Origin of the sequence: Haladaptatus sp. W1 (assembly GCF_001723155.1) — an archaeon.
GTDB classification, from domain to species: Archaea; Halobacteriota; Halobacteria; order Halobacteriales; family Haladaptataceae; genus Haladaptatus; species Haladaptatus paucihalophilus.
Genome location: NZ_MEIH01000166.1, coordinates 1 through 6,819, shown reverse-complemented (window position 1 = coordinate 6,819; position 6,819 = coordinate 1). Strand labels below are relative to the sequence as shown.

The 6,819-nt window shown below is 62.4% G+C and carries 9 protein-coding genes; 4 read left to right on the top strand and 5 right to left on the bottom strand.

The features are described 5' to 3' along the window. The first annotated feature begins 10 nt into the window (after positions 1–10). Entirely contained in the window at positions 11–250 is a 240-nt protein-coding gene (locus tag BG842_RS08840; protein WP_069450482.1) for a KEOPS complex subunit Pcc1, read from the top strand. Next, positions 243–878 (top strand): 30S ribosomal protein S3ae, encoded by a 636-nt coding sequence (locus BG842_RS08835; protein ID WP_007980256.1) that lies wholly within the window; start codon positions 243–245, stop codon positions 876–878. Before BG842_RS08840 ends, BG842_RS08835 begins: the two co-directional genes overlap by 8 nt. A gap of 110 nt (positions 879–988) precedes the next feature. Here the strand turns inward: BG842_RS08835 and BG842_RS08830 are convergent, their stop codons facing one another. The 3 genes from BG842_RS08830 to BG842_RS08820 form a co-directional block, all read right to left on the bottom strand. Continuing rightward, positions 989–1,423 (bottom strand): plastocyanin/azurin family copper-binding protein, encoded by a 435-nt coding sequence (locus BG842_RS08830; protein ID WP_069450481.1) that lies wholly within the window; start codon positions 1,421–1,423, stop codon positions 989–991. A gap of 176 nt (positions 1,424–1,599) precedes the next feature. Continuing rightward, the gene (locus BG842_RS08825; RefSeq protein ID WP_069450480.1) at positions 1,600–2,025 is read right to left on the bottom strand and encodes an adenylyltransferase/cytidyltransferase family protein; all 426 of its coding nucleotides are present in this window, start codon (positions 2,023–2,025) and stop codon (positions 1,600–1,602) included. Continuing rightward, positions 2,022–2,510, bottom strand: a complete 489-nt coding sequence (locus BG842_RS08820; RefSeq protein WP_069450479.1) for a Mov34/MPN/PAD-1 family protein — start codon at positions 2,508–2,510, stop codon at positions 2,022–2,024. The genes BG842_RS08825 and BG842_RS08820 overlap by 4 nt, the downstream gene beginning before the upstream one ends. Positions 2,511–2,654: 144 nt before the next feature. Between BG842_RS08820 and BG842_RS08815 the strand changes: the two genes are divergently transcribed. Continuing rightward, positions 2,655–4,574 (top strand): DHH family phosphoesterase, encoded by a 1,920-nt coding sequence (locus BG842_RS08815; protein WP_069450478.1) that lies wholly within the window; start codon positions 2,655–2,657, stop codon positions 4,572–4,574. A 13-nt stretch (positions 4,575–4,587) separates the two neighbouring features. On the opposite strand, the gene BG842_RS08810 is transcribed toward BG842_RS08815, so the two are convergent. Beyond that, entirely contained in the window at positions 4,588–6,279 is a 1,692-nt protein-coding gene (locus tag BG842_RS08810) for a phospholipase D-like domain-containing protein (RefSeq protein ID WP_254663007.1), read from the bottom strand. Between the two features lie 76 nt (positions 6,280–6,355). Here BG842_RS08810 and BG842_RS31320 point away from each other — a divergent pair, with 76 nt between their 5' ends. Continuing rightward, a complete protein-coding gene (locus BG842_RS31320) occupies positions 6,356–6,601 on the top strand; it encodes a hypothetical protein (protein ID WP_073096504.1) in 246 nt (81 codons plus the stop codon). Here the strand turns inward: BG842_RS31320 and BG842_RS29705 are convergent. Next, a complete protein-coding gene (locus BG842_RS29705; RefSeq protein ID WP_175424110.1) occupies positions 6,595–6,747 on the bottom strand; it encodes a hypothetical protein in 153 nt (50 codons plus the stop codon). The two genes, BG842_RS31320 and BG842_RS29705, sit on opposite strands and share 7 nt — an antisense overlap. Positions 6,748–6,819: the final 72 nt, after the last annotated feature.

Sequence of the window (6,819 nt, the reverse complement as noted above, 5' to 3'; positions counted from 1 at the left end):
GGGAGGCGCTATGAGACGAGCGACGATTCGAACGGAGGTGGAGGACGCAGAACGCATCGCGGCGGCAGTCGTGCCGGACAACACGCCCGAAATCGAAACGCGGGTGGAGGACGGCGCGATACTGACGACCATCGAACGCGAGACGTCCGGCGGACTCCAGACGACCATCGACGATTACGTCGTGAACCTCTCGGTGGCAACACAGGTAGTACAGACGGCAAACCAACACACAAACACGAACTATGAGTGAACGATCAGTCTCGAAGAAATCACAGGAAAAGCGGTGGTACACCGTTCTCGCTCCCGAGCAGTTCGACCGAGAGGAGCTTGGAACGACCCCCGCAGACGAACCGGAGAAGGTGCTCGGTCGCACCATCGAAACAACGCTCGGCGAACTGACGAACAACGCCAGCGAAAACAACACGAAGTTGGTCTTCAAGATCAACGACGTGGGTAGCGACGCGGCGTACACGGAGTTCGTCCGCCACGAACTCACCCGCGACTACCTCCGCAGTCTCGTTCGACGCGGCGCCTCGAAGGTCGAGGCGTACGTCACGGTGCTGACCTCGGACGACTACCGCGTCCAGATTCAGCCCGTCGCCTTCACGACGAAGAAGGCGGACCACAGTCAGGAGATGGCCATCCGCCGCACGATGATCGACATCGTGCAGGACGCCGCGAAGGACCACACCTTCCAGGACCTCATCGACAGCGTCGTCGAGGGTCGCCTCTCCAGCGCGATTTACGGCGACGCGAAGACGATTTACCCGCTTCGCCGCGTCGAAATCCAGAAAGCGACGCTGGAAGCCCACCCCGAAGAGGTCGCCGAGGAAGAGGAGACCTCCGTGGACGTGGACGAAGAAGAAGCCGAAGTCTAAACGACGCTTCGCGTTTCGTTTTTTTTAATCGAGCAAAAACCGACGGCAGTTACTTCGCGGTCAATCGACGGCAATTACTTCGCGGTCAATCGACGGCAATTACTTCGCGGTCACTTCTCTTTGACGACGATGGTCCCGGACATGCCCGCTTTCTCGTGCGGAATGCAGAAGTAGGCGTAGTTTCCGGGTATCGTGAACGTGTGCTCGAACGTCGTCCCTTGGTCTACCGCACCCTTGCCGTCCATCCACGCGTCGCGGGCGGTCTGCTCGTCGTCGTAGCCGCCGGAGGCGAAGTACTCGGCGTCCTCCGGGATGCCGTCCTCGTAGGCGGTGACGGTGTGGCGTCGCATTCCCGTGTTCTTCCAGACGACGGTCGTTCCGGCTTCCACCTCGAACGTCTCCGGGTGGAACGCCATCGCGCTCATCCCGATGTCGAAGTCGCCGCCCGAACCGGACCCGGACCCCATGTTCATCACGCTCGAACACCCTGCCAAGGTGGCGGATGTCGCGCCGACGACTCCGGCCAAAAACGCTCGGCGGTTCATGCTTTACGCTCCGATTTCCCGTCGTATATGTCTCTCGAAACGTGATTCAGCGGGGCACATCACGAACGATACCGACCAGTATCGATCAACATCGCACGGAACGAAGCTGATTTCCATCGAACGGTACCAACCAGTGCTAATCAGTGCCAATCAGTACCAGACGGTCGGGTCCGAATTCAGCAGCGCTCCTCGCAGATTCGGTCGATGATTCGACCGGTCGAGAGCAGTTCGTCGTCGTCGGGATCCAGCGGCGAAGCGCGCCGAACGACGCACTCTATTCCGCGTCGGTCGAGTTCGGCCTCGATGGCCGCGTCGTCGTGGTGCTGGTCGTAGCCCAACACGATGATGTCCGGGTCAAGGTCTTCGATGGGGGAAAAGATGTCCTCGGGGTGGCCGACGAGCGCGTCGTCCACGACGCCGAGCGCTTCTATCATGTCCCGGCGTTGGCGATTCGACAGAATCGGTGGTTGCTTGTGCGTTACGTTCTCCCGACGCGCGATGATGACCGACAGTCGATCGCCCATCCCCGCGGCGTCGCGGAGGTAGTGGACGTGGCCGGGGTGAAGGATGTCGAAGGTTCCCTGTGCGAGTACGTGTGTCACTTATCTCTCAGCTCCTCGTCGATGTCCGCCTGCGTGAAGTCGAAGAACGATTCCGCCTCGGGCAGTTCCACGTCGAGCACGTCGAGTCGCTGTGGCTCTCCGTGTCGGTCGAACGCCTGCCAGCTGTTTCGCTCGTAGGGCGCGCCGATGATGATGTGGACCGTTCCCTTCTGGAACGTCCCCAAATCCGTATCGCTCGGCCTGAGGACGCCGTTCGGGTGCGAGTGCACCGACCCGACCGCCCGGATGTCGTTGGGGATGGTGCTCGTCTTCACCGTCGCGCTGACGCTGTTCGACTCGGTGCCGGGCATGACGAGTACGTCGGTGATGACGAGGCCGTCGCGGTCGAGGCCGAGTTTCCTCGCCTCCTCGCCACGGAGATAGCCCATGTACTCGTTCGGATGGGCATCGCGGGAGGCTTCGAGCGCGAACGTCAGTGCGCCCTCCGCGATACCGAGAATTTCGTTCGACCGGAACAGCCGCATGTGCTACACTCCGTCCGCCCGCGTTCTAAACGTTGCGAAGGGAGCGGGTCGTCTCTGGCGGGGCGAACCGTCGTGAACAACTGTGGTGGAATCGGTTCGCGGGCGGAGCAGTTGCAAAGCGTTAAAAATAGTGCGGCCGAAAGAATGCACAAGATGAATCCCGCTGAAGACGGTCCCGATGGTGGACCGGATACTCCCGTCGTGTACGAACTCGCGGCGGATTGTACTCTCTCCGATGCGTCTGAGGGCGAGCTGTATCACGCTGTCGTCAACGGTGTCGTCGACTACGGCGTGTTCGTCGACCTCTCCGACTCGGTTTCCGGTCTCGTTCACGAATCGAATCTCTCTACGTCGTACGACGTCGGCGACGAACTCGTCGTCGAACTCGTCGAAGTACGGGACAACGGCGACCTGAGTTTCACGCCGGTCGATATCGACGACCCCGAAACCGTCGCCGTCGCCCACGAGTACGAGGTTGCCGAGACCGGCAGCCTCGGCGAGCAGGTCGGTGACACCGTCCACCTCGAAGGCGAAGTCGTCCAGATAAAACAGACGGGCGGCCCGACGATCTTCCACGTCAGCGACCACACGGGTGTCGTCCCCTGTGCCGCGTTCGAGGAGGCAGGCGTCCGTGCACACCCCGAAATCGATATCGAGGACCTCGTCCACCTCGTCGGCGTCGTCGAAGAACGCGACGGTGCGCTACAGGTCGAAGTCGCGTCCCTCACCGCGCTGGAGGGCGAGGAAGAGGATGTCGTCCGCGACCGAATCGAGACGGCGCTCGACGAGCGAGCGGAACCCCACGACGTGGAGCCGCTCATCGAGTGGCCCGCGCTCGAACAGCTGTTCCCCGACCTCGAAGAAATCGCAAAACAGCTCCGCCGCACGGTGCTCGAAAGCCGACCGATTCGCGTTCGGCACCACGCCGACGGTGACGGTATGTGCGCGAGCCTCCCGGTCGAACTCGCGCTGCGCCGCTTCATCGAGGAGACCCACCAAGCGCCCGAGGCCAAGCGCCACCTGTTCAAGCGCCTGCCGAGCAAGGCACCGTTCTACGAGATGGAGGACGTGACCCGCGACCTGAACTTCGCGCTCGAAGATCAGGCCCGACACGGCCAGAAGCTCCCCCTTCTGCTCATGCTCGACAACGGAAGCACGGAGGAGGACGTCCCCGCGTACGCCAACCTCGCACACTACGACATTCCGATTCTCGTGGTCGACCACCACCACCCCGACCCCGAGGCGGTGGACCCCTATATCGACGGCCACGTCAACCCGTATCTCTACGACGAGGATTACCGCATCACGACGGGTATGATGTGCGTCGAACTCGCGCGGATGATCTGGCCCGACATCACCGACGAACTCCGCCACGTTCCCGCGGTCGCGGGAATCTCCGACCGCTCCAAGGCCGACGCGATGACGGAGTACATCGAACTCGCCGAGTCGGAAGGCTACGACGAGGAGTTCCTCTCGGACATGGGTGAAGCGCTCGATTACAGCGCGTTTTGGCTGAAGTACGACCCCGGACGGAACCTCATCAACGACGTGCTCAACGTCGGATGTGACGACGAGGAACGCCACCGCGAACTCGTTTCGTTCCTCTCCGACCGCGCCGAGGAGGACACCGAACAGCAACTCGACGCCGCGATGCCCCACGTCAAACACGAACGGTTGGCGAGCGAGGCGCACCTCTACCGCGTGGACGTCGAAAATCACGCTTATCGGTTTACCTACCCGCCGCCAGGAAAGACGACCGGTGAAATCCACGACCGCAAGGTCAAGGAGACGGGCGACCCCGTCATCACCATCGGCTACGGCCCGGACTTCGCCGTCCTCCGAAGCGACGGCGTGCGCCTCGACATCCCCGAGATGGTCACGGAACTCAACGAGGAGGTCGTCGGCGGCGGCGTCAGCGGCGGCGGTCACCTCGTCGTCGGGAGTATCAAGTTCGTCAAGGGCATGCGCGAGCAGGTGCTCGACGCACTCGTCGGAAAGATGGCCGATGCGGAACTCGACGAGGACCTGCAGAGCACGACGGTCGGACACCAGCAAGACGACTGAACTCCCCGCTGGCTTAGCGTTCTGACTCGAATCGAACCTCCCGTTTTGCGATCCATACCGCGCCAGCGACGCCGATTACGACGAATGCGGCGAGACCGACCGGGAACGTCTTTTCGCCATCTCCCCAGTCGGCCGTGAACACGCGTCCGTAGTACGCACCGGCCGCGTCCCCGTGGAGGACGACGGCGACTTCCCGGTTCTCGCGGACTGAATGGTTGTTCCAGTTCAGACTGCCGACGACGACGTGCCGTCCGTCCACGACGACGCCCTTGGCGTGAATTTTCTCGTAGCCGTCCGGGTCGGCGAGTTTCACGTGGAGGGGAAGTTCCTCGTCGTCCGACCGTTCGTTCAACCAGTCGGCGACCCGTCGGTTGTCGTCGCGGACGTACCACGCGCTGCTGAGGAGGATTTTGACTTCGACGCCGCGGCGGGCGGCGGCGAGCGTCGCACGGACGAACGGTTGGTCGATGCCACCTGCCGTCATCTGCTGGACGCAAATCGACTCGTTCGCCGAGCGAAGGAGCGAGAGGACGCCCGATTCAGCGTTGTCGGGCGCGACGAGAACGCTCACGGAATCGACGGGGACGCGCTTCGGACGAAACCGCGTCGGGTAGCTTCCGTTCGCGGGCGAGGCGGGGGTGAAGGACCGCCCGGCCCTGAACTTCGACCACGAAACCGTGTCGTTCCACGACGTGTCGGCGGCGAACACCTCCCGGAGGTCGGTCGCGGCGTCGCCACCAACGACGACGTCCCAGCCGCGACTGGCGTGGCCGCCGACCCCCGCCGGTTTCCAGTTCTCGGTCAATACGACGGCCTCGTCGTCCGCGACGGCGTACTTCGCGTGATGGAAGTCGTACCGCCCCAGTTTTCCGCCGATGACTTCGACGGTGACGCCGTGAGCGGCGAGGTCGTCGAGGACGGTCGCCTCCCGCGTCGAGAGACCGCCGACCGGCGCGTCATCGACGACGACGTGAACGTCCACGCCCCGGTCGGCCGCCGCGATGAGGACGTCCGCGATGCGACGGGAGGTGAACGCGTATCCGGCCAATAGGATTCGATGACTCGCATTCTGGAGGACGTGCGCGGGGACCTCCGGGTCGTCCGGGAGCACGAACGTGCGGACGCCTGTGGCGTCGGCGCGAGCGATTGATAGGTTCGTCGCGCCCAAGGGACGCCACTTCTCCGTCTTCCGCCGCCAGCACTCCCCGTCCGGGGCATCGGCGTAGCTGACCACGTCCACGCGCTGGGGAACAGTCTCGTTTCGCCACAACGTGATCGTTTCACCCGAATTCGCGAGCGAGAGGTTCGAGAGCGGGAGGGTTCGAAACGAGGTGAGCGATTGGGTACGGTTCGGTGCCGTGGAGAACGCGATACGCCCCGAGACGGTTCGGTCCGGGAGGTCGGCGGTTGCTTCGCCGTCCGAAATCGCCCATCCAGAGAGGTTCGTTCGGTTCTGGAAGGCTACGAGGACGAACTCCCCCGCATCGTCCATCGCCACCGGATTCGGGTACACGGCGACGATTCTCGGCGTGCGGTTCGTCGAGAGTGACGCAGAGGCCGAAACGGACGCCGAGGAGGGAGTCGATGCCGAGACAGGGGTCGATTCCGTGGGGGGAGTTGTCCCCGGTCCCGACCCTATCCCGAACGCCGATACCGGGGAAACGGCAAGCACCAAGAGGAGCGCGAACGCGACTTTGGCGGACACGGAGCGAAGTGGTTTCGTCTTCCAATATAAACGCTCGGAGCGGTGGATTTTTGTCCGCTACCTTCGCCCACTCTGTATGGTCGACGTTCCGATTATACTCGAACTGGCGGGATATGCGTTGGGTGCTCTCGGTGCAGTTCTCGTCTTCTTCGAGTTCTTTCAGGTACCGAACTACATCGAGTATGACCCTGATTACAACGACTACACCCTCGACATCTCGCCGATGGAAGTCAGACAGTACACGTGGATCGGTCGCGTCGGTGCGTTCTGTCTCGCCCTCGCGTTCGCGCTCGAATTCTTTGCGACGTTCCTCGCTCAGTGAGCGGGGTGAACGATATCCTCACAGGACGGACATTCGGCGAACCGTTCTGACCCATTCTCGGTGTCGTACTCGATGAGAAGATAGCCACTGGTGATACTGTTTCCGCAGTTCGGACACATTCCGAGACGGGAAGATTCGGTCGCCATGAACCTCTCGGCGAAAAAAACGGATTCGGGGGACTTCGTTATTGACCGATTATACAGCGGTAAGGAGTGCTT